The sequence below is a fragment of the Desulfatitalea alkaliphila genome (genome assembly GCF_022968795.1).
Classification (GTDB): domain Bacteria; phylum Desulfobacterota; class Desulfobacteria; order Desulfobacterales; family Desulfosarcinaceae; genus Desulfatitalea; species Desulfatitalea alkaliphila.
This window is the reverse complement of record NZ_JALJRB010000030.1, coordinates 15,650-37,423: the sequence shown is the minus strand read 5'-3', so window position 1 is coordinate 37,423 and position 21,774 is coordinate 15,650. Positions and strand designations below refer to the sequence as shown.

The 21,774-nt window shown below is 62.5% G+C and carries 23 protein-coding genes and 1 riboswitch; of the genes, 5 read left to right on the top strand and 18 right to left on the bottom strand.

Going from position 1 to position 21,774, the window contains the following annotated elements; translation table 11 throughout:
• Positions 1-124: 124 nt before the first annotated feature.
• Complete coding sequence (locus tag MRX98_RS18955; RefSeq protein ID WP_246913794.1) at positions 125-730, top strand: DNA-3-methyladenine glycosylase I; 606 nt, start codon at positions 125-127, stop codon at positions 728-730.
• On the opposite strand, the gene MRX98_RS18950 is transcribed toward MRX98_RS18955, so the two are convergent.
• Both MRX98_RS18950 and MRX98_RS18945 read right to left on the bottom strand, forming a co-directional pair.
• Entirely contained in the window at positions 711-2,354 is a 1,644-nt protein-coding gene (locus MRX98_RS18950; RefSeq protein WP_246913792.1) for a DEAD/DEAH box helicase, read from the bottom strand. The two genes, MRX98_RS18955 and MRX98_RS18950, sit on opposite strands and share 20 nt — an antisense overlap.
• Before the next feature lie 159 nt (positions 2,355-2,513).
• Entirely contained in the window at positions 2,514-4,244 is a 1,731-nt protein-coding gene (locus MRX98_RS18945) for a YcaO-like family protein (RefSeq protein ID WP_246913790.1), read from the bottom strand.
• A 130-nt stretch (positions 4,245-4,374) separates the two neighbouring features.
• Positions 4,375-4,561: riboswitch (cobalamin riboswitch) on the top strand.
• A 151-nt stretch (positions 4,562-4,712) separates the two neighbouring features.
• Between MRX98_RS18945 and MRX98_RS18940 the strand changes: the two genes are divergently transcribed.
• Positions 4,713-4,889: a hypothetical protein gene (locus MRX98_RS18940; protein ID WP_246913789.1), complete on the top strand. Its 177-nt coding sequence runs from the start codon at positions 4,713-4,715 to the stop codon at positions 4,887-4,889.
• Between the two features lie 65 nt (positions 4,890-4,954).
• On the opposite strand, the gene mnhG is transcribed toward MRX98_RS18940, so the two are convergent.
• From mnhG to mbhE, 7 genes are read right to left on the bottom strand one after another with little or no spacing between them, the layout of a single operon-like run.
• Positions 4,955-5,323: a monovalent cation/H(+) antiporter subunit G gene (gene mnhG, locus MRX98_RS18935; RefSeq protein WP_246913786.1), complete on the bottom strand. Its 369-nt coding sequence runs from the start codon at positions 5,321-5,323 to the stop codon at positions 4,955-4,957.
• A complete protein-coding gene (locus tag MRX98_RS18930; RefSeq protein WP_246913784.1) occupies positions 5,316-5,636 on the bottom strand; it encodes an MrpF/PhaF family protein in 321 nt (106 codons plus the stop codon). Before MRX98_RS18930 ends, mnhG begins: the two co-directional genes overlap by 8 nt.
• Complete coding sequence (locus tag MRX98_RS18925) at positions 5,636-6,109, bottom strand: Na+/H+ antiporter subunit E (protein ID WP_246913782.1); 474 nt, start codon at positions 6,107-6,109, stop codon at positions 5,636-5,638. Before MRX98_RS18925 ends, MRX98_RS18930 begins: the two co-directional genes overlap by 1 nt.
• The gene (locus tag MRX98_RS18920) at positions 6,106-7,614 is read right to left on the bottom strand and encodes a proton-conducting transporter transmembrane domain-containing protein (RefSeq protein WP_246913780.1); all 1,509 of its coding nucleotides are present in this window, start codon (positions 7,612-7,614) and stop codon (positions 6,106-6,108) included. Before MRX98_RS18920 ends, MRX98_RS18925 begins: the two co-directional genes overlap by 4 nt.
• Positions 7,611-8,018 (bottom strand): Na+/H+ antiporter subunit C, encoded by a 408-nt coding sequence (locus tag MRX98_RS18915; RefSeq protein WP_246913778.1) that lies wholly within the window; start codon positions 8,016-8,018, stop codon positions 7,611-7,613. Before MRX98_RS18915 ends, MRX98_RS18920 begins: the two co-directional genes overlap by 4 nt.
• Position 8,019: 1 nt before the next feature.
• Positions 8,020-8,433, bottom strand: a complete 414-nt coding sequence (locus MRX98_RS18910; protein WP_246913776.1) for an MnhB domain-containing protein — start codon at positions 8,431-8,433, stop codon at positions 8,020-8,022.
• Entirely contained in the window at positions 8,433-10,739 is a 2,307-nt protein-coding gene (mbhE, locus tag MRX98_RS18905) for a hydrogen gas-evolving membrane-bound hydrogenase subunit E (RefSeq protein WP_246913768.1), read from the bottom strand. Before mbhE ends, MRX98_RS18910 begins: the two co-directional genes overlap by 1 nt.
• A gap of 356 nt (positions 10,740-11,095) precedes the next feature.
• Between mbhE and MRX98_RS18900 the strand changes: the two genes are divergently transcribed.
• Genes MRX98_RS18900 through mtgA form a run of 3 tightly spaced genes read left to right on the top strand, consistent with a single transcriptional unit; the run spans position 11,096 to position 13,420 of the window.
• Complete coding sequence (locus MRX98_RS18900; protein WP_246913766.1) at positions 11,096-11,530, top strand: OadG family protein; 435 nt, start codon at positions 11,096-11,098, stop codon at positions 11,528-11,530.
• Between the two features lie 15 nt (positions 11,531-11,545).
• Positions 11,546-12,670 (top strand): sodium ion-translocating decarboxylase subunit beta, encoded by a 1,125-nt coding sequence (locus tag MRX98_RS18895; protein ID WP_246913764.1) that lies wholly within the window; start codon positions 11,546-11,548, stop codon positions 12,668-12,670.
• Positions 12,671-12,673: 3 nt separating this feature from the next.
• The gene (gene mtgA, locus MRX98_RS18890; protein ID WP_246913762.1) at positions 12,674-13,420 is read left to right on the top strand and encodes a monofunctional biosynthetic peptidoglycan transglycosylase; all 747 of its coding nucleotides are present in this window, start codon (positions 12,674-12,676) and stop codon (positions 13,418-13,420) included.
• A gap of 5 nt (positions 13,421-13,425) precedes the next feature.
• Here mtgA and MRX98_RS18885 read toward each other — a convergent pair whose 3' ends face one another.
• From MRX98_RS18885 to MRX98_RS18845, 9 genes are all read right to left on the bottom strand, one after another.
• On the bottom strand, positions 13,426-14,472 hold the full coding sequence (locus MRX98_RS18885; protein WP_246913760.1) for a M42 family metallopeptidase: 1,047 nt from the start codon (positions 14,470-14,472) through the stop codon (positions 13,426-13,428).
• 51 nt (positions 14,473-14,523) lie between these two features.
• The gene (locus tag MRX98_RS18880) at positions 14,524-15,249 is read right to left on the bottom strand and encodes an N-formylglutamate amidohydrolase (RefSeq protein WP_246913758.1); all 726 of its coding nucleotides are present in this window, start codon (positions 15,247-15,249) and stop codon (positions 14,524-14,526) included.
• Positions 15,242-16,480 (bottom strand): carboxylate-amine ligase, encoded by a 1,239-nt coding sequence (locus MRX98_RS18875; protein ID WP_246913750.1) that lies wholly within the window; start codon positions 16,478-16,480, stop codon positions 15,242-15,244. The genes MRX98_RS18880 and MRX98_RS18875 overlap by 8 nt, the downstream gene beginning before the upstream one ends.
• Positions 16,477-17,946, bottom strand: coding sequence for a RimK family protein (locus MRX98_RS18870; RefSeq protein ID WP_246913748.1), 1,470 nt, complete (start codon positions 17,944-17,946; stop codon positions 16,477-16,479). The genes MRX98_RS18875 and MRX98_RS18870 overlap by 4 nt, the downstream gene beginning before the upstream one ends.
• Before the next feature lie 50 nt (positions 17,947-17,996).
• Positions 17,997-18,710 (bottom strand): C39 family peptidase, encoded by a 714-nt coding sequence (locus tag MRX98_RS18865; RefSeq protein ID WP_246913746.1) that lies wholly within the window; start codon positions 18,708-18,710, stop codon positions 17,997-17,999.
• Positions 18,711-18,937: 227 nt separating this feature from the next.
• A complete protein-coding gene (locus tag MRX98_RS18860) occupies positions 18,938-19,495 on the bottom strand; it encodes a 2-oxoacid:ferredoxin oxidoreductase subunit gamma family protein (protein WP_246913744.1) in 558 nt (185 codons plus the stop codon).
• A complete protein-coding gene (locus MRX98_RS18855) occupies positions 19,485-20,246 on the bottom strand; it encodes a thiamine pyrophosphate-dependent enzyme (protein WP_246913742.1) in 762 nt (253 codons plus the stop codon). Before MRX98_RS18855 ends, MRX98_RS18860 begins: the two co-directional genes overlap by 11 nt.
• 20 nt (positions 20,247-20,266) lie before the next feature.
• Positions 20,267-21,352 carry a 3-methyl-2-oxobutanoate dehydrogenase subunit VorB gene (gene vorB / locus MRX98_RS18850; protein ID WP_246913740.1) on the bottom strand — a complete coding sequence of 362 codons (1,086 nt, stop codon included), beginning with the start codon at positions 21,350-21,352 and terminating at the stop codon, positions 20,267-20,269.
• Positions 21,353-21,388: 36 nt separating this feature from the next.
• On the bottom strand, positions 21,389-21,625 hold the full coding sequence (locus MRX98_RS18845) for a 4Fe-4S dicluster domain-containing protein (RefSeq protein WP_246913738.1): 237 nt from the start codon (positions 21,623-21,625) through the stop codon (positions 21,389-21,391).
• Positions 21,626-21,774 lie beyond the last annotated feature (149 nt).

Below are 21,774 nucleotides of genomic sequence, written 5' to 3'. Positions count from 1 at the left end.
CGCCATTAAGCTTGACCAGCACCTGGGTCGGGGCCCATCCATATGGCTCCGGCATCATGGATCATGCGACCGTCCCTGATCGGCGTGGTCCGGTCTCTGTTTTCACCTGGAGGATCCGCAAGCCATGCACCCGCTTCACAATGCCGACAAACCGCGTTGCACATGGCCGGGCAGCGATGCGTTAATGCTGCGCTATCATGACGACGAATGGGGCGTGCCGCTGCACGATGACCGCAAGTGGTTCGAATTTTTACTGCTGGACGCCTTCCAGGCCGGGCTCTCCTGGAAAACGGTGCTGCACAAACGGGAGGCATTTCGCAAGGTGTTTCACGGTTTCGATCCGCGGCGGGTCGCGCGCATGTCGGACCGGGAGTTGGCCGCGGCCCTCGAAAATCCGGCCATCATTCGCAACCGGCTCAAGGTGCAATCAGCGGTGCGCAATGCGCGCGCCTTTCTAAGCGTGCAAGCGGAGAGGGGATCCTTCGACGACTTTATTTGGGATTTCACCGAGGGCCGGGTTATCCGCAACCACTGGGCGCGCGCCGATCAGGTGCCGGCCGCCACGCCCCTTTCCGACCGTGTGAGCAAGGCATTGAAGGCCAAAGGGTTTTCATTCGTGGGCACTACGATCTGTTATGCCTTCTTGCAGGCGGCCGGGGTGGTCAATGACCACCTGACGCACTGTTTCAGGCACTCCGAGATCAACGCAATCAAGCCAGGGCGACCGTGACCTGCTGGCGCCCGATGCGGTAAGGCGCCTTCATCCCCAACACCCGGGCCACCACTTTTTCGGGAACATCCACGTAGGTGGTTCGATCTTCGATGCGGATCCTGCCGATGCACGCGCCCGGAATATCGGCATGGTGGGCCAGGCTGCCCACGATGTGGCCCACGCTCAGACCATGGGATTTGCCGGTGTTCAGGGCCAGACGCACCATGCCGTTTTCATGGGATCGGCGGTCGGCGGTCGGCGACGGGCCTTTGGTCCATTCGCCGCGGCGGGGGGCCGGCCGGGCGGCCCGGGGGCGTTCCTCGAGCAGTTCGCCGATGGGCGCAATGGGACGGTTGCCCTCCTCGGCGCGCACCAGCTTGAGCGCAGCGGCGGCGATTTCAGCAAGATCGTGACCCTGCTCCATGAGGGTGGTCACCAATTCCCTTTCCCGCCGGCACCTTCCGCGACGCAGCCAGATGCCCATCTGCTCGACCAGCTGTTCGTCGCGCCGGATTTGGATCGCCTCCGGCGTGGGCAGCTCGGCGGGGGTCATTTTTTGTTTGGTGAAAGACTCCACCTTACGCAGGAACCAGCGCTCCTTGGGGGTCAGCAGGCTGATGGCCACACCCGTTTTACCGGCCCGTCCGGTGCGGCCGATGCGGTGCACATACACTTCGGGGTCCTGGGGCAGGTCGTAGTTGAACACATGGCTGACATGATCGATGTCCAACCCCCTTGCGGCCACGTCGGTGGCCACCAGGACCTTGATCCGGTTGTTGCGGAAGCGTTGCAGCACCCGCTCCCGCGCCTCCTGGTTCAGATCGCCGTTGAGCACTTCGGCCGTAAAACCGCGACCGACCAGCGCGTTGACCAACTCACCGGTACCCAGGCGGGTGCGGGCGAACACCAGGGCGCTGACGATGGGTTCCACTTCGAAAAGCCGCGTCAGGGCCGCCAGACGGTCGTTCTCGTTGACCAGGTAGTAACGTTGCTCGACCGTGGCCACGGTCAGTTTCTCCTTGCCCATGGAAAAAACCAGTGGATCGCGCAGGTAACGCTGGGCCAGGGCGCGGATGGGCGCCGGCATGGTGGCCGAAAACAGAGCGGTGCGGCGATCGGCCGGCGTGGCTTGCAGAATGGCTTCGATGTCCCCGATGAAGCCCATGCTGAGCATTTCGTCGGCCTCGTCCACGACGACACCGGCCACTCGCCCAAGGTCCAACGCCTTGCGGGCCATCAGGTCGAGCAGGCGACCGGGGGTGCCCACCACCACATCGACCCCCCTCTTCAAGGGTTTTATCTGCTCGCTGTAGGGTTGGCCGCCATAGACGGCCAGCACGCGCACCCCCACACCGCGGCCGTATTGCGAGATGGCCGCGGCCACCTGAATGGCCAGTTCACGCGTGGGGGCCAATACGAGGTACTGCACATGACGCTGTCCCGGCACCAGGGCGTGCAGCATGGGCAGTGCGAAACCGGCCGTCTTGCCGGATCCGGTCCGGGATTGGCCGATCACATCGCGGCCTTCGAGCATGGCGGGAATAATGTTTGCCTGGATGGGGGTCGGGGCATCATACCCCTTCTCGGCGACGGTCTGCACCAATACGGGATGCAGACCCAAAGCGGCAAATGGCTGGGTCATGGATACGCTCCTGCGTGCCGTGGCACGTTTTGTCGGTTGCAGCCCTTCGCAGGCACTGCATCTGTTGTGGCCAACAGCCGACCCGTCCCGAACGCATAGAGCCTATCTGTTGCCAAAAAGAATGGGTTTCTATCACCTATGCCGCAAAAGGGAAAGCCTTTATTTCGCTTCAGGACCCGGGGCATATTTACGGTAGTGACCGTAAAGGCGGGGGTGGACCCGGGAAAAGCGATCGAAATCGCCCAGCAACTCCATGCCCGGCACGATGGCGCGCACCACGGGCAGTCCCAGGTCCGCACGGGTCAAATCCACATAGATCGGTTCGAACCCGTTGGCCAGCAGCAGGTTTTCCAGCATGTGCAGGTTCCGCTCCGGATCGCCGCGGTCGTAATCGGGCAAGGCGGACAGGGGTACCCTGACCGCCGCCGGCGACGGCGGTCGCGAAGGCGGCCCGTTGGGAAACGGATAAGTGGTTTCGGTGAGGGCCGAAAGCAGGGCCCGTCGGGCATCCAGATGGGCGCCCGTGCCGATGGCCAACGTGCCGTCCGCCGCCACGACGTAGCTTTTACAGCACGGCACTCCCAAGGGGCCGGTCAGGTCGACAAACCCCACCCGGATGCCCCGTGCCGCATAGTGCTGCATCAGGCGTGCGACGGCGGGATCGTCCGGTTCGATATCGAAACAGAGAGCCGGGACACAGGGCATCGTGGCGGCGCAATCCCGCTCGATCACCTCCAGCAGCGCCTGGCAGCGGGCCTGGGCCGGGGTGGCGCCGGCGCCCAAGCCGGTAGACCCCAGCCCGGAAAAGAGGGCCGTCTCGTCCAGATTGCTGAACAAGAACACGGCTTGGGCCGGCACCCGCACAGGCTGGGCGCCGGCTGCGGCGGCGCTGCGACCTTCCACCCAGTACAGCGGTTCGTCCCGGTAGGGCGCCTCCAATCCCAACCGGTCGGGATCCAGGGCAGCAAAACCTTCCTGCTGCAATTCAGAAAACCGGGCCCGCACCAGGGGCAGGTCCTGTGCGTACCCCCGGGCCGCGTTGTCGGCGATGTCGGCGTAGGCCGACACCCGCTCCACGATCTCCATGACGCAGGCCACCCGTGCGTTCTCCAAGGACAATCCCCGGCCGAAGGCGATCTGGCGACCTGTGAGGCGATAGTGGTGTCGGCCGCAGGCCACGCCGAAATTCAATTGCCATTCGCGCAAAAGGGCGATGGGACTCAGGGATGCTTCGTGACGCATCTCAGGCCCCACATCGATCCCGGCGCGGGTCAACCGCGCCAGCGCCTCGGCGGCCATGGCGGCGGCATCGGGCCCCGCCGGTGCCACCGGCCCGTCCGGCGGCGCGAGCCGCTCGGCCAGCCGGTCCAAAGGTTCGGGGGCGGCCATGGCCCGATCCACGGCCTGCGCTGCAACCGGCGCCGCCAAATCAATGGGTTCAGGGGCCGGCAATGGGTCATGCCGCAGGAAATTGGGGCGCAACAGCTTGATCCAGCGGCGGTGCAGGCGGTGGTCCCGCAGCCGGTGGGCCTTGATGTAAATCGAGGGCGCAAAGGCGGCCAACCGTGACTGTTGTTTGTCTGAAAAACGCCGTTGCAAAGGAAAAAAGGGCTGCAAGACAATACACGCCTCCAGCAGCAGGGCCTGCAGGAACAGATCCTCCCGGTCGGCGCGCCGAATGTGATCCTGCATCTCGTCGGGCGACCATTCGGCCACCATGCGCAGCAAATGCTTGCGCATGAACTGGTCGTTGGGATGAGATCGGCACCAGGACAGGGCTTGCGCAAAGGAGAGCGGCGCCTCCGGCCGGGCGTCGAAATACCCGGTGGCCGCCTCCGTGCGGATGCGCGCCAGTTCGTAATGCATTGGATCTGCCGGATGCTGTGCCATGATGCCTCCCTCGTCGCCAGGTGGACACTTTTTACCGCGCGAGCACACATTTGCAAACAGAAAAGACAAACACATCCGTTTGATTTTCGGAGCGACGATGGCCCCTTGACTTTCTTCGGCATTGGACTAAAGTGACGGTCAGCGCCCAGGTGCTCCGCAAGGAGCCGAACAGGGAACCCCGTGGGAATCGGGGACGGGCCCGCCGCTGTAATCGGGGACGGCGGCCGACATATGCCACTGGTGAACGACCTGCCGGGAAGGCGCGGCCGCGCGGATGATCCGAAAGTCAGAAGACCTGCCTGGCGCAAGGGCAATGGCAGCGAGGAGACCGCCCCGCCCCATCCAACATCCGTGGCAAACAGGGCCGACCCGGATCGAAGCACTTCGATCCGGGTTTTCTTGTTTTGAATACGGGCGGCACCCTCGCCGGTGAAAAATAGAGAACGGTCGTGAAAAGGAGCGTGCCCCGTGCAACTGTATTGGCGCATTCAACAGGAACTGAGCTGGATGGGCGAGACCATCGGTTTTACGAATCCCGCATTTCAACGCTGTTACCTGCGGTGGCTCCGCAAAAACGCGCTGAGCGTGGCCCTGGCCGAAGGACTGCGGCTGGACGCGACAATCCTGGTACCATCTATGAACTGACCGCCGGCCTGCCGTTACTTGGGGCGGCGGCGGCAGGGCAACGCACCAAAGGGCCAGAACGTCGCCTACCACTCCCCCGGCTGACAATACTGCTCGCTGGCACGCTTTTCGTTTTCGTAGGCCTCCAGTTCGTCGATCCAGGTGCGATCGGACAGGGGCACCCCGCTCTCATAAGAAGCCCGGCCGATGAGATGGGCCGCCACCGGAGCGGTGAGCACCACCAGGGCGATGATGGTCAGGGCCCTCAAGGTGACCAGCAGCTCCTGGAAAAAAACGGCCCCGCCGATGATCAGCAGGCCGGCGCCCAGGGTGCCCGCCTTGGTGGCGGCATGCATGCGGGTGAGGGTGTCGGGCAGGCGTACGATGCCCAGGGCGGCCACGAAACAGAAACCGCTGCCCACCCATATCAGAATACCGGCGATGTATTCACTCATCCAGCTTGCCCTCCTGTTCGTAACACCACATCCGGTGATAGGCCCGCAGCAGAAAGCGCGCCAGGGCGATGGTGCCCAAGAAGGCGATGCAGGCGTAGGCGATGGCCACATCCAGATAGGTGGTTTCGCGGGTGTAGATAGCAAAGGCCACCACGAAGGCCAGCACCAGCACGGTAAGCAGGTCCATGGCGACCACGCGGTCGGCGGCGCTGGGGCCGCGGAACAGCCGCCACAGCACCAGGGCCATGCTGATCAGCAGCACCAGCAGGGCGCCATGAATGGCGATGGTCAAGAATTGATCCGCTGCAATCATTATCGTGTCACCTCCAGTACGCGCCGTTCGAGCCCCGACTTGATCTGCCGCCGGGTCTCCTCCACATCTTCCAGGAACATGACATGCACATACAGGGTGCGCCGGTCCTCGGACAGGTCGACGCTGAGGGTGCCCGGCGTGAGGGAAAGCAGATTGGCCACCAGAAAGATCTCCAGGTCGCTGCGCGCCGCCAAGGGCACGCCGATGATGCCGGGCCGGTTGATGTGTTTGGGTGTAATCACGTCCCACAACACTTTCAGGTTCGAAACGGCCAACTCTTTGAGAAAGAAAAGCGTGAGATTGATGGTCTTGGGAAACTTCTGAAAGTAGCGGGTCTTGGGATAGAGCGGCTTGGTGAGCCAGAGCACGGCGTAACCCAAGGCAAACCCGAACAGAAAAGTGGGCAATCCGCCACCTTCCAGCAAGGTGACGAAGAGGGCCGCAAAGGCGATGTTGAGGACGAACAGGTTCATGGCATGCCTTCCAGCACCGCCGTCACATAAGCCCGCGGATCGAGCAGTTGACCGGCGGCGATTTCGGCGAAACGGATCACCGGTTCCATGGCCAGGCCCATTACCAGGGTGATGCCCGCCAGGGCCAGCATGGGGGCCAGCATCCAGGCGGAAAGTTTGCGTCGGCCTTCCGGCGCCTGGTGCGCATCGGCCGGGGGGGGCGCCGGCTTCCAGAACACCTCGGCCCATATCTTGATCATGGAAAAGAGGGTCAGCAGCCCCACTGCGGCCGCCACCAAAGCCATGGCGTAGTGGCGGCTCTCCAGGGTGGCCTGGATCACCAGCAGCTTGGCCCAGAAACCCGACAAGGGCGGCATGCCGGCCAGGGCCAGGGCCGAAACGAGAAAGCCGATGCTCAACAGGCCGTAGTTGTTGTAGATGCCGCCCACCCGGTCCAGGTGAAACGAGCCGGCGGCCTGCCGCACCAGGCCGCCGGCCAGGAAGAGGTTGGACTTGGCCAGGATGTTGTGCAGCAAATAGATGATGGCCCCGGTCAGGGCCAGGGGGGTCATCAAGGAGAGCCCCAGCACCATGTAGCCGATCTGACTGACGATGTGGAACGAGAGGATCCGGCGCATCTCCATCTGGGCCGCGGCACTGATCACGCCGAAGACCATGGTGAACCCCGCCACGGTGAACAGGATGGTGTGGTGGGTCACGCCGGCATCCGCGGTGAACACCAGGGTGAACATGCGGATCATGGCGTACACCCCCACCTTGCTCAATAACCCGGAGAAGAAGGCAGCCACGGCGGCGGGCAGGGTGGGATAGGCCGCCGGCAACCAGAAGAAGAGCGGAAACAAGGCCGCCTTGATGCCGAAGGCCACCATCAGCAGCATGGCCGCCGCCGTGACCAGGGGCGGGTGCGGCACCAGGGCGATCTTGCCGTGCAGATCGGCCATGTTCAGCGTGCCGGTCATGCCGTAAATCAATCCGATGACCGCCAGGAAGAGCAAAGTGGAGACCAGATTGAGGGTCACATACTTGATCCCGCCGGTGAGCTGGGCACGACGACGCCCCATGACCAGTAGGCCGAAGGAGGCCATCAGCATCACTTCGAACCAGACATACAGGTTGAACAGATCGCCGGTAAGAAAGGCGCCGCAAACCGCCGCCGCCAGAATCTGCATGAACACGTAGTAGCCGGCCCGCACCTGGTCCGGATCGATGTCCCGCCGCGAGTAAACCATCACCGCGCTGTGGATCACGGCGGTGATCAGCACCATCACCGCGCTGAAGGCGTCGGCCACCAAGGTGATGCCGAAGGGTGCCGGCCAACCGCCCATCTGAACCGCCAGAATCCGCCCCTCATGCACCGCCGCCAGCAACGCCACGGCGGCGGCCAGGTGAAGGGCGGCGCCGACCAGGGTCATCCAGTGGGCCGTGTCCACTTTGGCCCGGCACAGTACCGTGGCAATGGCGGTGAGCATGGGCAGCAAGATGGGCCACACCAGGAGCATGCTCATGACCGCCCCCCCTCTTGGGGCACAGAACCGTCCCCATGGTCATCATCATCGGCGGGCGTTTCGTCCATCAGTCGGGGATCGTCGGCATCCAGGGTATCGGTTTCGGCATAGGTACGGTAAAGCAAAACCATCAAAAAGGTGAGCATGGCGAAACCGATCACGATGGCGGTCAGGATCAAGGCCTGGGGCAGCGCGTTGGCCGTCGGCCCGACCGGCGTCTCGGCCCCGACGGGAATCAAGGGGGGGCGGTCGTGTTCCAGGCGTCCGGCGGTAAAGATCAGCAGATTGACGGCATTGCTGGCCAAGGCGAAGCCGAAGACGAACTTGACCAGGACACCCGAGAGCATCAAGTAGATGCTTGCGGCGAAAACCAGGCCGACCAGGAGGGCCAATACCCCTTCCATATCAGTGCTCCTCCAGCCCCAGGATGATGGACAGAATGGCTCCCAGCACGGCCAGAAACACACCGATGTCGAAAAACAGGGGGGTGCCGATGGTCAGCGCACCGCCCCCGGCGTCGCCCAAGCGCCACCAGATGCCGGTCAAATAGGGCTTGCCCGCCAACACGGCCGGCATGCCGGACAGTGCGGCGATGGCCAGACCGGGCATGCCGATGAGGGTGGGCCGCAGCCGAACGGCGGCCCGCACCTTGGCCGGCCCCTCGGCAATGGCGAACAGGGCGAAACCGGTGCCGGCCACCAGGGCGGCGGCGAATCCCCCCCCCGGCTCGTGGTGCCCGCGCAGCAGCAGGTAGAAAGCGAAGATCATGATCAGGCCCACCATCAGGCGGGTGGCGGTTTGGAGAATGACGGACCGCATCAGGAGGGCTCCTTGGTTTTGCGAATCAGGGAAACACCGGCCCAGGCGGCCAGCACCACCACGGTGATCTCACCGAAGGTGTCCAGGGCACGGAAATCCACCAGGATGACGTTGACGATGTTGCGGCCGTGGGCCGCCAGGTAACTCTGTCCGGCGAAAAAGGCGGTCAGGGAACGATCCAGGGGATGCTGCAGCACGCCCAGCAGCAAGGAGGTCATCACCCAACCGGCCCCCAGGGCGAGAGCGCCGTCCATCACGCGCCGATAGGTGCGCCGCTTCTTGGCCGCTTCCAGCGGCGGCAGCCGCAACAGCACCAAAGAGACGATGATCAAGGTCAAGGTTTCGATCAACAATTGGGTCAGAGCGATGTCCGGTGCCCCGAACATCAGGAACACCAGGGCCACCCCGGCGCCCACGGCGCCCAATCCGCCGATGGCCATCAGCCGGTTCTTGGCGACCAGCACCACGGCGGTGCCCAGGGCGATCACGACCACCACCCCCAAGGCGGAGAAGTGGTCCGCCGGATCGGGCCATGCAATGGTCAACACCCCCCGCTGCATCCAGGGCCAGGCGACCGCCGCCACCAATACCAGCAAAACGATGGTCAGGTAAAAATGCAGGGAACCGTTCTGCAATTTGTTGGTGGTCGCCTTGGCACTTTTGAGAAAGAGTTGCAGCCCGGTGTCATAAGTGCCGCCGGCGCTCAGCGGCAACCGCGCCTCGATACCGGTCATCAGACGCCCCAAGGGATGCCGCAACCCGAAGATGACGGCCCCAAGGGAAAGGGTTACCGCGCTGAGCAGCAAAGGTATGTTGAAACCGTGCCACAGTTTGAGCACCACCTCTTCACGGGCCGGGTGGAAGGCCCATACGGCCTGCTCGATGAGTTGGCCGGAGACCCACTCGGGGAAGATGCCGAAGACGATGGTCGGCAGCCCTAGGGCCACCGGTCCCAGCCACATGGTCCAGGGGGGATCGTGGACCGCCGGCAACGCCGCGGGCCGCCGACCGGCAAAGGGTTTGAGCAGCACCACGGCGGCCACGGCGACCATCAGCGCATTGGCCAGCACCGCCGCCACGGTGGCGAATAGGGGAAACATATCCTCGGCCAGAGCGGCCTTGTACATGATCTCCTTGCCGATGAAGCCGAAAAAAAGCGGAAAACCGGCCATGGAAAAGGCCGCCGCCGCCACGGCCAGGGCGGTCAGCGGCATGGCGCGCCCCAGACCGCCCAGGCGGTCCAGCCGCCGCGTGCCGGCCTCATGATCGATGATGCCCACCGCCAGAAAGAGGGCGGCCTTGTAGAGGGCGTGCACCAACAAAAAAGTGGCCGCCGCCGTGAGCACCGGCGCCGTCCGGCCGCCGAGAAACATGGTCATCATCCCCAGGGCCATGGTGGTGGTGAAGGCCAGCACCCGTTTCATATCCAGGGGGCCGAAAGCTTGCAAAGCGCTCCAGACCGCCGTGATGCCCCCCACGATCACCAGGGTGCACATCCAGGCGGTGGTTCCGCCGAGCAATGGGTGGAAGCGCATCAACAGGTAGATGCCCGCTTTGACCATGGTGGCCGCATGCAGAAAGGCGCTGATGGGAGTGGGCGCACTCATGGCGTTGGGCAGCCAGAAATGGAACGGAAACTGGGCGGACTTGGTGAATGCGCCCAGCAATACCATGACCAGGATGAAGGGATACAGCCCGTGGGCCCGAATGCCGTTATCGTCGGCCATCCACTGGCTGATGGTGTAGCTGCCCCCGGCCGTTTTCAGCAACAGGATACCGATGAGCAGTGCCAGCCCCCCGGCCCCGGTGACCAGCAGGGCTTGCCGGGCGTTGTCCCGCGCCGTGCTCGATTCGTTGTCGAAACCGATCAACAGGTAGGAAAAGACGGTGGTGCCTTCCCAAAAAACGAAGAGCAGCAGCAGATTGTCCGCCGTTACGATACCCATCATGGAGAGCATGAAGCCGTGCAGAAAGAAAAAATAGCGGCCCGTTCGGGGATGTCCGGCCATGTAGCCGGCCGAGTAAAGGGTGACCATCACACCGGCACCGCTGACAATCAATCCGAACAACAATGCCAGTCCATCGATTCGAAATTGCAGATGCAGATCTATGGCGGGTATCCAGGGCCACGATAGGCGCAGCACTTCTCCCACGGCCACGGCGGGCCAACAGTATACCAACCCGATCAACAGCCCCAGCGGCAAAACGGCCGTGTAGAGGCCGGCCCGTGCGGTATCGGCGCCATGCTTTGCGGATGAAGAGGCGGCCATATCGGAATCGTCCCGTTGCGCTTGTTCGCCATCCATGATTTGATTGCCGGTATCGACAAACTGAAGTGTTCGACATTGTCGTACCCATGCGACGAAAAAGGATTAACACAGAATTTTCGCGTGCGCAACTATTCGGATGGTGCATCACGGACCGATGCTTTTGTGCAGGGTGCGCACCCCAAAAATGCGTACAACGGTGTCCGGAGCACGCCCAGTGGTGATGTCCAAGCCTGCACATCTCCCCCGGCTTGCGCCTGGTGCCGGGCCGGTGGCCTTTTCTATTGACTTCCCTTAACGCTTTGAACCATATTTAGCCCTCATGCGATGGTACCGTAGCTCATCGGACCGCCATCGCCCCGTCAGATCGTCGATGCGAATCAAGGAGGCGTTTCATGTATGGCCTGGAAGCTATCAACGATGCCCATGGCTGGCAAATGGCAGCTTTGGGTGTCAGCATCGTTTTTTCTTCCCTGATCGTTCTGTCCATCGTCATCTCTCAACTGCACAACCTGCTTGAACTGTGGGAAAAGCGCAAAACATTGCTGCCCGCCGGCACGGCGCCGGATGCGGACGCGGCGCCTCCCACCGTTGCACCGGATGACGATCTGCTACCCCACCCCCCTGTCTGCCCGACGGAGATCGCCGCCGTTGCCACCCTTTGGGATCCGCTGATCCAACAGTTGGATGCGCCGTTCACCTTGCAGGCACTTTACAAGGCGGCCGACGCCAACCGCTTTCCCCATCCCCATCTGACCGTCAACCGTCTTCGCGACGCCGGCTTCCTCGCACCGGCCGGTGATGGCCGCTTCACCTGGAAACACGCATAAAGGGAACGGATTCCAATGGAAAAATTCACATACTTCCTGACCGCCACCGGCTTTGCCAATTTAAACGGTCCCAACATGATCATGATGGTGATCGCCCTGTTCCTGCTCTATCTGGGCATTGCCAAAAAATACGAACCGCTGCTGCTGGTGCCCATCAGCTTCGGCATGCTGCTGGTCAACTTTCCCCTCTCCTTGCTGATGGCGGGGCCGGAAAACGGCCAACCGGGCGGGCTTTTGCACTATCTTTACATGGGCATCGAACTGGGCATCTACCCGCCGTTGATCTTTTTGGGCATCGGCGCCTTGACCGACTTTTCGCCCTTGATCTCCAACCCCAAAACCCTGCTGCTGGGTGCAGCGGCCCAGGTCGGCATCTTCGGCACCTATTTGGGTGCCCTGGCACTGGGATTCACCAATGCGGAATCCGCCTCCATCGGCATCATCGGCGGCGCCGACGGACCCACGGCGATATACCTCGCCTCCCAGAAAGCGCCCCACCTGCTGGGCGCCATTTCGGTGGCCGCCTACTCCTACATGGCCCTGGTGCCCATCATCCAGCCGCCCATCATGCGGCTGCTGACTTCCAAGGAGGAACGCGCCATCCCCATGGAGCAACTGCGGGAAACCTCCAAGCGGGAACGGATCCTGTTTCCCATCGTCGTCATCCTGGTGACCGGGCTGTTCCTGCCCACCGCCCTGCCCTTGCTGGGCATGCTGATGCTGGGCAACCTGTTCCGCGAGTGCGGCGTGACCGACCGTCTGAGCAAGGCCGCCCAGAACGAATTGAACAACATCATCGTCATATTCCTCGGCCTGACGGTGGGCGCCAAATGCAGCGCGGGCTACTTTCTCACCTTTGAAACCATCCAGATCATCGTTCTCGGTTTGATCGCCTTCGGTATCGGCACCGCCTCGGGCGTCCTCATGGGCAAAATCATGAACAAGGCCACCGGCGGCAAAGTCAATCCCCTCATCGGGGCCGCCGGCGTTTCGGCGGTGCCCATGTCGGCCCGCGTGGTCCAGACCGTCGGACGGGAGGCCAACCCCAACAATTTCCTCCTGATGGTGGCCATGGGGCCCAATGTGGGCGGCGTGATCGGCTCGGCCATCGCCGCGGGGATTTTCCTGGCGATGCTGTAACCGATGGCCGCCAACGTCCTTTCCCAGTCCGGTCGTTCGCCGCGGCGGCGCGACAAACCCCGCAGGGGGATCGCCCGACGACTGTTCAAGGTGACGGGCTATGGTCTACTGGGATTCTTGGCGGCCCTTTTCTTGCTGGTCCTGGTTTTCCGCTGGGTGCCGCTGCCCACCAGCGCCTTCATCCTGGGGCACAAATGGAAGGGCGGCAAGCCCGAATACACCTGGGTGGCATGGCAGTACATATCGGAGGCCATGCCCATTGCCGTCGTGGCGGCCGAAGACCAGCGCTTTCTCGATCACCGGGGCTTCGACTTCGAAGCCATCAAGGAGGCGATCAAGGAGAACCGTTGGCGCGACAAACCCCGGGGCGCCAGCACCCTCAGCCAACAGGTGGCCAAGAACCTCTTCCTGTGGCACACCTCCACCTGGCTGCGCAAAGGGCTGGAAACCGGATTGACGGTGGTGATCGAAATTTGCTGGCCCAAAAAACGCATTCTGGAAGTGTACCTCAACGTCGCCCAATTCGGTCCACGCACCTTCGGCGTTCACGCCGCCAGCCGCCGCTATTTCGGCATCCCTGCCTCCCGCCTGGACGATCGCCAGGCGGCTTTGCTGGCGGCGGTGCTGCCCAGCCCGGGCAATTACAGCCTGGCGCCGCCGTCGGAGTTCGTGCGCCGGCGCGCCGACCAAATCCAACAGCAGGTCCGCCTGATGGGCGGCCCGGCATTTCTCGCACCCCTGAACGAATAAACCGATCAGACCGCTGCCGCCATCTCGCCGGCCCGTTGGATGAAAGCGGACGTCAGGGCCACGGTGTGGGCCACGTCCGTTTTGCGCACCATGGCCACCGGGGCGTGCAAATAGCGGGTCGGTACAGACAAGGCGCAAGCCTGTACGCCGACGCCGGCCACCTGGCTGATGGCCGCGTCGGTGGCGCCGGTGTTTTTCACGATCAATTGATGGGGAATCTGCGCCTCGCGGGCCAGTTGCACCAGAAAATCCACCAGGGGCCGATGGGAGAGCATGGCCCGGTCCGACAAGCGAATCTCCGGCCCCTTGCCCTGCGCCGTGACCATGGTGTTGGCCGGCAACTTGATGCCCGGCGTGTCCGAGGCCACCGTGCCTTCCAAGGCCAGCACGATGTGGGGCTGCACCCCGAAGACAGCCGGGCCCGCGCCGCGCAGGCCATACTCCTCCTGGGTGGAGGCGATCAAATAGAGGTCGCAGCCGCGCCGGTCGGCCAGGCGGGCGGCGCGCAGCATGGCATAAAGCCCCACGCGATCGTCCAGGGCCTTGGCGAAAAAGGCGTGTTCGTTCTCCCACCCTTCGGTGCCGAAGGTCACCGGGTCCCCCACCTGCACCAAGGTTTGGATCTCTGCGGCGGGCAACCCCAGGTCGATGAAGCTCTCCTCGATGGGCAGTGCCTCCTTGCTCGCGGCGCCATCGCCCTTTTTGAGCAGGTGCGGCGGCGTGCTGCCCACGATCCCCGGCACATCCCGGCGGCCGTGCACCACCACCTTCTGGGCGCCGCACACCCGCGGGTCGATCCCGCCCACCGGCATGACCCGCACCCAACCCGCCGGCTCGACCTTACTCACCAGGAAGCCGACTTCGTCCATGTGGGCCACCAGGGCCACCCGCGGCCCGGGACCGGGTAAGTGGCCGATCAGGCTCCCCATGGGGTCCGTGCGCACCGCGGCGCCGAGTTGTTCCATTCGATCGACCACCAGGGCGCGCACCTTCTCTTCGCGTCCGGAAATGCCGGGGGTTTGCACCAGTTGTTGCAGCAGACGGTAGGTCATGGTTCGCCTCCTCGATGATCGCCGGCCATGGCAGAGCCGGCGTGTTGCGTTTCAAATACTTTCCAAAAACCCGGCCCGAGCCTTGAGGGTGGCGGCCAAGCTGACGTTCACGGCATCGCACAGACGCCGCCAAAACGCCTTGTCCTCGAAATAGGAACGGTGGTTCAATTCCAGCTCGATACCGATATACCGGCAATGGAACCGCCTGCGCAAGGCCGTTGGCAGTCCGTCGGAGATCCCCTTGTATGGCGCGTTGCGCCGCACCCGGCACGCGGGACAAGCCGCCTGCAAGGCTTTTTTCCATACAGCGCAAAAAAGACGTTCGCCTTCCCGCCGCGGATCGTAGAGCAGCCCGGCATCCATGATGCGCGCGCGGCCGTCGAGCACCGGCGTAAAGCTGTGGCAGGCGATGTGGACCACCGTGGCCCCGGTGTCGTGGGCGGTCTGCACGGCCTGTTGCACCCGGTTGCGATGGGGGCTGTGGTAGCGGTCAACGATCCGTCGCCGCTCGGCCGCGGGCAAATCGCGGGTGATGTTCGAAAAGAGCCGGGGGTGCCCCGGACTTCGGTTCAAGTCCACCAGCAGTCGCGAGGTGGTGGCCGCAAACAGCGGCGCGTCGAACCGGGCGGCCAGACGGCGCGCGCAGGCCAGGGCCCCCGGATCGAATGCCCGGTGGGTCGTGAGCAAGCCCGCTTGGGACGCGAACAGGGCGCGATAAGGCTTGGGAATGGTATTGCCCCCGTGCTCGCAGGATATCACCACCCGGTGCTCAACCATCAAACATGGTCCCCTGGTGCAAACAATCACAGAGGGCGCGGTAGATCTCCGCCAGCCGCCGCTGATGGGGATTTTGGCCCAGGGCGTGCAAGATGCGGCGCGCCAGGCAACCGCGCTGCAACATTGTGCGCAAAGGCCCTGCCAAAGCCGGGTCCAGAGCGGACTCGGGCACGCAGGCGGCGGCCAAATGGCGCCACACCTCCCCGGCCGTCGCCGCGCGGTCATTGACGCCCAGCAGGCGCAAATAGGCCCGGTCCTCGATCACCGCGTCATCCGCCCGGCGAATCACCGCCGTCAGCAGGTCGGCCAAATGTTCGGTGGACAAGGCCTGCATGTCGTCCACGGCGCCCCATCGCTCCCGGCACAAGGCCCGCAATGCGCCCTGGACCAATGCCGCCACCGCCAAGTCGGCCGCCGGACACTCCTGCACATCCAGCACCCGGATTTCGATGGCGCCCCGCTCGAAGCGGGCGATGGCCCCGCGGGAATTGAGAAAGGGCTGGCGCAACACGCCGTCCGGGTCCAGGGGGCCGATGGCGGCGAACATGGGGTTGTAAATCTGGCGGTCATAGTCCGCCGCGGAGCACACCGGCTCCGGCACGATGTGGCCCGCCACCGCCGGCACACGGTCGGCGTTGTGGCGGTAGACCGCCATGCGGTTGTCCAGATAGCCTGTGGGTCGGCCGTCCAGAATGGGGGAGCTGGCGGTCAGGGCCGGCATGATCGGCAGCAGCAGGCGAATGGCGCCGTGCAGCCGCGCGAACTCCTCGTCTCCCTGAAAAGGCAGATTGATGTGCATGCTCTGCAGATTGGACCAGCCGTGGCCCCGGCAGCCGAAAATGCGGTTGTAGGCTTGGTAGACCGGGCTGTATTCGTGGGGCCAGAGCACCGTTTCGGTCTGCGGGTCCATCCAGGGATGGCACCCCGTGGGCATGAGCCGCCCGTTGAGGGGCGCCGCCAGATCATCGATGCGCCGCACATCCGCCTGGAAGGCGTCCGCCATTCCCGTCAAAGTCGGCGCCGGACCTTCGGTCTTGAGTTCGATCACATGCAGCACCAGCTCATTGGACCAGGCCAGGGGCCCCATGGACAGCTCGGAAACGACTTTGCCGGCCGCCGCCGCCAGGATGCGGTCGGCCACGGGCAGCACCGCCAGCGTGTCGCGGTCCACGATCATGTACTCCAGCTCGATGCCGATGGCATCGAACAGGTGCAGCACTGCAGCGCTCAAGGGATGCGGCTCCCGGCCGTGCGGTTTTCGATGCGTTTGAGAAACACCTCCATGATGCGCAGATAGAGCTCGTCCTGCAGCACGTCGTCCTCGTAGCCCGCTTCGATGTTGGGATTGTCGTTGACCTCGATCACGCAGGCCCCCTTGCCCACCTGCTTGAGGTCCACGCCGTAAAGGCCATCGCCGATGGCATTGGCCGCCTTGAGGGCGGTCTTGACCACCGCCGCCGGCGCCTTGCCCACCGGCAACGTCTCCACCTTGCCGTACACCTCCCGCCCCCCCTTGTCTTTGCGCACGATCTGCCAGTGGCTGCCGGCCATGTAGTATTTGCACGCGAACAGCGGCTTGCGGTCGAGGATGCCGATGCGCCAGTCGAAGTGGGACGGCAAATACTCCTGGGCGATCACCAGTTCCGATTTTTTGAACAGCAGGCGCAACTGCTCCACCAAGTCGTCCCTGTTTTCGACCCGCACCACGCCCTGGGAAAAAGCGCTGTCGGGCTGCTTGAGGATGCACGGATAGCCGATCTCGTCCACCAGCTGCTCCATGTTGCGGGTGTGCACGATGATGGTCTTGGGGATCGGAATCCGGGCGCGGCCCAGCAGTTCGGCCAGGTACACCTTGTTGGAGCAGCGCAGAATGGACTCCGGGTCGTCGATCACCACCAGCCCCTCGGCCACCGCCTTGCGGGCCATGCGATAGGTATGATGGTCCACGTTGGTGGTCTCGCGTATGAACAGGGCGTCGAACTCCGAAAGCCGGTTGGAATCCTCCCGGGTGATCAACTCGGTCCCGATACCCAATGTGTCGGCGGCCTTGGCGAACCGTTTGAGTGCCTTGGCGTCCGATGGCGGGCGCTGCTCCGCAGGATCGTGCAAAATCGCCAGATCGTACCGCGATACGGAGCGCTTGGGGATGTAGAGTTTCTTGCCGGCAAAATATTCGGAAGCCACCGCCTGGGCAAATTCCCGGTCGGCGACGGGGATCTCCTTGACCGCCAGAGGGGATACGTTGGTCAACTGCCAGTTGCTGTAGCATCCGAAATCGGCCCGCAGAAAGGGGGTGGGAAAATACTTGAACAGCCGCGAACCAAGGGCCTCGAAACGCTTGTCGGGACATTTGCCGAAGTAAATGAAAATGGACAGCTTCTGTGGGTCGTCCGGCAAGAAAAGCTTTTGCAGTGTTTCGTCAAGCTCGCCGGACACCAGGCGGATGATACCCACCGACTTCATGTCCTGAATGGTGGTGATGCTGGGCACCGGCTTGTGATTGCGCGCCTCGGCCAGCAAACTGACATAGTAGCCGATGCTCTGGTAACGGTAAGAGCGGCAGATGTTGAACACCTTGGCGCCCTTGAGTCCGGAAAAGGAGTGGTCCGACAGGTAAGCGCGGGCCGCCACCGGCTCGACCCCGGTAAAGGTCAGCGGGCACTCTTCGGGATTTTCGATCACCACCAAAACACTCACGCTTGCTCCCTTCACTGTCGGGCATCGGGAAAACCCCCGCCCAAGGCCAATCAGCCTTTGCCGGGGGTGATGACCAACAAATTGGCGTCATAGGTCCAGATGCCCAGCATGATGGCACACACCAGGCGGCTGAGGCGCACGGGATAGATCTGGCTTTCGCTGATGGGGTTGGGCAGCAAAGGGTCGGCCACCAGCGCGGTCCGATCGGCCCGGTTGTAGCCGCACAACACCACGAAATGGCCGGTGGGCTCACCCTTGATGTCATCGTAGACCATCTCCCGCCCCACCTCGAGCTCCCGCGCGGTGCGATACAAAAAAGTGGCCGAAAGGCCGGTCAAAACGGGCACACCCCGCTTGAGCAACCCGCGAATCAAGGCGCCGGTCAAGTCCTCGAAGCGCAGGGTGCCGCCCAACTGCAAAAAGGTCAGGTAGGCCTGGCCGGCCGTGCGCATTTTGCGATTGTTCTTCACCCGCAACTGCCGCTCCAGCCGTTCCTGCATCCCGGCGCGGTCCAACTTGAACCACGTGGGATCGAACACCTGCAGGTTGAAGGTGTAAATCTTGGCCCGATACCCGCGCTGCAGGGCATGGCATCCCAGCAACACCGCCAGGGTGCCGCCGCCCTCGAGCTGTTCGACCTGCCGAATCAACCGGCCCAGGGGAATGGGGTCATTGTAATAGTTGTAAACCGCCTGCAGGCAAGTCGGACCGCAAGTGGTGTCGTCCGGTTGGGCCTGAATATCGAAACGCAGTTGGGTTTCCATTTCCACATCGCCAATATTGTCAATGTTTTCAGTTAAAAATGGCATAGCAACATTGGCTGCCGCGGTCAAGCGATAGGATTATGTGCCATGCAGGGTTACTGTTTCCGTTTCTGCACGGCGGGCATTCGAAATTGGCGAAAGCGCGTTTAGCCTTATTTTATCAGGCCAAGACGGGCACAAGCGGAGATGTAACAAAATGGAAATTCTTTTCAGGTGCGATCCAAGCATTAGATCGATTGCCCGCGGCAAGGGTCGAGAGCCGATGCGCGCCCTGCCTCCAAGGCGTTGAGATTCAGATCCACAAGCTTTTCCTTCTGCGCAAACTCCGCTTTCACAGTAGCAATGAGCGTTTCAAAAGCAAGTATGCCGGTTCGAGCAATAAAGGCACCAAGAGCGACCACGTTTGCCGCTTTGCTGTTGCCCAAGGCAGAAGATAGCGCGGTGGCCGGTACCATGACCTGGTCGAGGTCATCCCTTCCGGCATCCACCGGAATCAGTGTCGTGTTGATCAGAATCGTTCCTTTGGGCTTGAGCATCGGGGCGAATTTTTCCATTGAAGGTCGGTTCATGGCCACTAAATGCTGCGGTCTTTTGACAATGGGCGAGCCTATGGGCGCATCGCTGATCACCACCAGGCAATAAGCGGTCCCACCCCGCATTTCCGGGCCGTAGGAGGGCACCCAGGCCACCTCGAAGCCTTGAGTCATGGCTGCCTGTGCGAGGATCTTGCCACTGGCCAGTATCCCCTGGCCGCCGAACCCGGCGAACATCACTTCAGTTTGCACTGGTCACCTCCATAACTTCCGGCATTTTAACGTCACCGAGCGGATAGTAGGCGAGCAGGGTATTTTCCGTCCAGGCAATTGCCTCCACGGGTGTCATACCCCAGTTGGTCGGACAGGTACTTACAATTTCCACGAAACTGTAGCAGGCGTTGCGCATCTGCAATTGGAAAGCCTTGTGAATGGCCTTCTTGGCCCGGTTGATGTACTTGGGTGTGATGACCGACTGACGGGTGACATAGGCCGGTGTGGGCAGCGCGGCCAGCAACTCGGCCACCTTGATCGGCATGCCCACCCGGTCGACATCTCTGCCAAAGGGAGAGGTCGTGGTCCGCTGACCCGGCATGGTGGTGGGGGCCATCTGGCCGCCGGTCATCCCGTAAACAGCGTTGTTGACGAAAATGGTGGTGAATTTTTCCCCGCGGGAGGCCGCATGGACGATCTCACCCATGCCGATACTGGCAAGATCCCCGTCACCCTGATAGGTAAACACCATCAAGTCGGGCCTTACCCTCTTTATTCCCGTGGCAACCGCCGGCGCGCGTCCGTGAGCGGCCTCCTGGAAATCGAAATTGAAGTAATTGTATGCCAGCACGGCGCACCCCACCGGGGCGACCCCGACCGTATCCCCTTGGAGGTTCAATTCGTCGATCACCTCGCCAATCAGGCGATGGATCACGCCATGGGTGCACCCCGGGCAATAATGCGTGGGACGATCGGCCAATGATTGAGGCCGCGTGAAAAATCGCGCCATCGTTTTTCTCCTGTTTGCACTTAAGTGAAATCCATATCCGCGATGGTCTTTTCGACCACGCCGGCGACCTCTTCCGGTGTCGGCACCTCGCCGCCGCACTTTCCGTACCAACTGACCGGTTTTTGTCTTCCCACCGATCGTTTCACATCATCGACCATCTGCCCCATGTTCATCTCGACACTGAGGACGGCCTTGCAGCAGGAGCGCTCGGCGGCCATTGCGATCTGTTCTTCCGGAAAAGGAAACAGGGTAATCGGCCGCAACAGCGCCACGTCAACTCCTTTGGCCTTGAGCATATCGACAGCCGTACGGCAGACACGGCTCATGGTGCCGAAGCTTACAAGCAGGACTTGGTAATCGCCTTCGGCGTTGTACATTTCCCACCGCATTTCTTCACGGGCCATGCGCTCGTACTTGGCCTTTAGGTCCAGATTGTGCTGGTTCAGAAGGGCGGGGTCCAGGTGCAGGGACTTTACCAGGTTGGGGGTGTTGCCGTCGCGGGCCGACATCCCGGTCGTTGCCCATGCACTCTTGTTCTCCATGGCAACGGCTTTTTGCGCCTTGAACGATACCGGTTCCATCATCTGTCCGATGAGGCCGTCCCCAAGCACCATGACCGGATTCCGGTATTTCTCCGCCAGTGCGAAGGCGTCGGCCATCATATCCGCCGCTTCCTGTACGCTTGCCGGCGCCAGGACGAACATGCGGCAATCCCCGTGCCCGGCACCCTTGACGGCCTGAAGATAATCCGCCTGGGAAGGCAGGATGCCGCCCAGACCCGGCCCGCCGCGCATGATGTTGACGAAAACAGCCGGCAACTGGGCGCCCACCAGGTAACTGATACCCTCGCTCATCAGGCTGATCCCGGGGCTCGAAGAGGATGTGAAGGCCCTGGCGCCGCAACCGGCGGCGCCGTAAAGCATGTAGACCACGGCAATCTCGCTTTCCGCCTGGAGAAACATGCCGCCCACTTCGGGCAAGCGGCGGGCAAGATATTCGCCGATTTCGGACTGGGGCGTTATCGGATAAGCAAAATAGTTGAGGCATCCAGCCCTGACGGCGGCTTCGGCGATGGCCTCATTGCCCTTCATCAGTACTTTGGCCATAAACGGACTTTCCTTTCTATGGCGGCTGTTGGCGACTCAAGCCGCATGGTTTGAAGCACGGCAGCCATTCTCCCTGATGGTCAAAGCCACGTCTGGGCACATTGTGCAGCACAGCGCGCAGTACACACACTTTTCCGGGTGTGCGCGGACAACCGGGGAATAGCCATTTAGGTTCAAATGAACGGACATCTCAAGAACGCCTTTGGGACAAACGGCGACACACAAAGCACAGCCTTTGCAGCGTTGCGCATCGATTCGATAATCGGTCGTCATTGGTTCGGATTTCCTTTCTGCCGGGTTTATGGATGTATTCATTGCAAGGCGTCTTTCCGGCAACCCGTCAACCGTCATCCGTTTGCAGCCGGGTCGGCTCCGACGGGCCGCTGTGCGTGCCTGTTTCTATCCCTACAAGGTGCGTGTTC

Coding starts and splice junctions, on each gene's coding strand:
- MRX98_RS18955 (WP_246913794.1), top strand. CDS start 125: ATGCACCCGCTTCACAATGCCGACAAACCGCGTTGCACATGGCCGGGC.
- MRX98_RS18950 (WP_246913792.1), bottom strand. CDS start 2,354: ATGACCCAGCCATTTGCCGCTTTGGGTCTGCATCCCGTATTGGTGCAG.
- MRX98_RS18945 (WP_246913790.1), bottom strand. CDS start 4,244: ATGGCACAGCATCCGGCAGATCCAATGCATTACGAACTGGCGCGCATC.
- mnhG (WP_246913786.1), bottom strand. CDS start 5,323: ATGAGTGAATACATCGCCGGTATTCTGATATGGGTGGGCAGCGGTTTC.
- MRX98_RS18930 (WP_246913784.1), bottom strand. CDS start 5,636: ATGATTGCAGCGGATCAATTCTTGACCATCGCCATTCATGGCGCCCTG.
- MRX98_RS18925 (WP_246913782.1), bottom strand. CDS start 6,109: ATGAACCTGTTCGTCCTCAACATCGCCTTTGCGGCCCTCTTCGTCACC.
- MRX98_RS18920 (WP_246913780.1), bottom strand. CDS start 7,614: ATGAGCATGCTCCTGGTGTGGCCCATCTTGCTGCCCATGCTCACCGCC.
- MRX98_RS18915 (WP_246913778.1), bottom strand. CDS start 8,018: ATGGAAGGGGTATTGGCCCTCCTGGTCGGCCTGGTTTTCGCCGCAAGC.
- MRX98_RS18910 (WP_246913776.1), bottom strand. CDS start 8,433: ATGCGGTCCGTCATTCTCCAAACCGCCACCCGCCTGATGGTGGGCCTG.
- mbhE (WP_246913768.1), bottom strand. CDS start 10,739: ATGGATGGCGAACAAGCGCAACGGGACGATTCCGATATGGCCGCCTCT.
- MRX98_RS18900 (WP_246913766.1), top strand. CDS start 11,096: ATGTATGGCCTGGAAGCTATCAACGATGCCCATGGCTGGCAAATGGCA.
- MRX98_RS18895 (WP_246913764.1), top strand. CDS start 11,546: ATGGAAAAATTCACATACTTCCTGACCGCCACCGGCTTTGCCAATTTA.
- mtgA (WP_246913762.1), top strand. CDS start 12,674: ATGGCCGCCAACGTCCTTTCCCAGTCCGGTCGTTCGCCGCGGCGGCGC.
- MRX98_RS18885 (WP_246913760.1), bottom strand. CDS start 14,472: ATGACCTACCGTCTGCTGCAACAACTGGTGCAAACCCCCGGCATTTCC.
- MRX98_RS18880 (WP_246913758.1), bottom strand. CDS start 15,249: ATGGTTGAGCACCGGGTGGTGATATCCTGCGAGCACGGGGGCAATACC.
- MRX98_RS18865 (WP_246913746.1), bottom strand. CDS start 18,710: ATGGAAACCCAACTGCGTTTCGATATTCAGGCCCAACCGGACGACACC.
- MRX98_RS18855 (WP_246913742.1), bottom strand. CDS start 20,246: ATGGCGCGATTTTTCACGCGGCCTCAATCATTGGCCGATCGTCCCACG.
- vorB (WP_246913740.1), bottom strand. CDS start 21,352: ATGGCCAAAGTACTGATGAAGGGCAATGAGGCCATCGCCGAAGCCGCC.
- MRX98_RS18845 (WP_246913738.1), bottom strand. CDS start 21,625: ATGACGACCGATTATCGAATCGATGCGCAACGCTGCAAAGGCTGTGCT.